The organism is Brevibacillus reuszeri (assembly GCF_002897295.1).
GTDB classification, from domain to species: Bacteria; Bacillota; Bacilli; order Brevibacillales; family Brevibacillaceae; genus Brevibacillus; species Brevibacillus reuszeri_A.
Genome location: NZ_BEXF01000093.1, coordinates 1 through 1,388, shown reverse-complemented (window position 1 = coordinate 1,388; position 1,388 = coordinate 1). Strand labels below are relative to the sequence as shown.

Here is a 1,388-nt window from a genome sequence, read left to right as displayed (position 1 = left end):
CAACACCCGAAGTCGGTGAGGTAACCGCAAGGAGCCAGCCGCCGAAGGTGGGGTAGATGACTGGGGTGAAGTCGTAACAAGGTATCCGTACCGGAAGGTGCGGATGGATCACCTCCTTTCTATGGAGATACGACGATTAACGCACATTCGCTGCTCAGTTTTGAGGGAGCATCAACTCCCTGACGTATATAGATCTTTGAAGCGCCCCAGCTTTTGGCCTTCGAAGTAGTACGTCTTTTTTTGTGGGTTCTGAGGGCCTATAGCTCAGTTGGTTAGAGCGCACGCCTGATAAGCGTGAGGTCGGCTGTTCGAGTCAGCCTAGGCCCACCATTTGAATATTTTTGGTTTCCTTATGGGGCTGTAGCTCAGTTGGGAGAGCGCCTGCCTTGCAAGCAGGAGGTCATCGGTTCGATCCCGTTCAGCTCCACCATTTTCCAAAAAATAATACTTGAAAGCTGATTGGGAGATATGATAAATTACTCCTTGTCACTTTTAAGAAAATAAGAAACATTGTCTGGTGATGATGGCGGAGGGGACACACCCGTTCCCATGCCGAACACGGCCGTTAAGCCCTCCAGCGCCGATGGTACTTGCTCCGCAGGGAGCCGGGAGAGTAGGACGTTGCCAGGCGGTTACTCCTATGAGTAACTGTATTTGTTCCTTGAAAACTGGATACTGCATGTAATTGCTAAGGATATTTAAAGTGTAAGTACTTTTTAGTAATACACAAATGCAAGGATGGCCTGCTAAGTTCGTCTCATCCATGAGACAACGCAGAAACAAGCACATCCTGTGCGTCGTGGTTAAGTTACTAAGGGCACACGGTGGATGCCTTGGCGCTAGGAGCCGAAGAAGGACGCAGCGAACTGCGATAAGCCTCGGGGAGCGGTAAGCACGCTTTGATCCGGGGATCTCCGAATGGGGAAACCCACCATCTGTAATGGGATGGTATCCGTATCTGAATACATAGGGTACGAGAAGGCAGACCCGGTGAACTGAAACATCTAAGTAGCCGGAGGAAGAGAAAACAATAGTGATTCCGTCAGTAGCGGCGAGCGAACGCGGAAGAGCCTAAACCGTCAGGTTTACCTGGCGGGGTTGTGGGGCGTCTCACACGGAGTTACAAAAGATACCTGTAGGTGAACAGCTTGGGAAAGCTGACCATAGGGCGTGACAGTCGCGTAACCTAAACAGGTATCCCTCCGAGACCAACCCCGAGTAGCGCGGGACACGTGAAATCCCGTGTGAATCTGGCAGGACCATCTGCTAAGGCTAAATACTACCTAGCGACCGATAGTGAACCAGTACCGTGAGGGAAAGGTGAAAAGCACCCCGGGAGGGGAGTGAAATAGTACCTGAAACCGTGTGCTTACAAATAGTCGGAGCCC

Annotated in this window: 2 tRNA genes and 3 rRNA genes; all 5 read left to right on the top strand. The window is 51.2% G+C overall.

What is annotated here, in order from left to right:
- Positions 1-119, top strand: a 16S ribosomal RNA gene (locus C3B52_RS35530); the annotation flags it as partial.
- A gap of 134 nt (positions 120-253) precedes the next feature.
- Positions 254-330 (top strand) — tRNA-Ile (locus C3B52_RS35525).
- A gap of 24 nt (positions 331-354) precedes the next feature.
- Positions 355-430, top strand: a tRNA-Ala gene (locus C3B52_RS35520).
- A gap of 83 nt (positions 431-513) precedes the next feature.
- Positions 514-630 (top strand): 5S ribosomal RNA (gene rrf / locus C3B52_RS35515).
- Between the two features lie 171 nt (positions 631-801).
- Positions 802-1,388 (top strand): 23S ribosomal RNA (locus C3B52_RS35510); the annotation flags it as partial.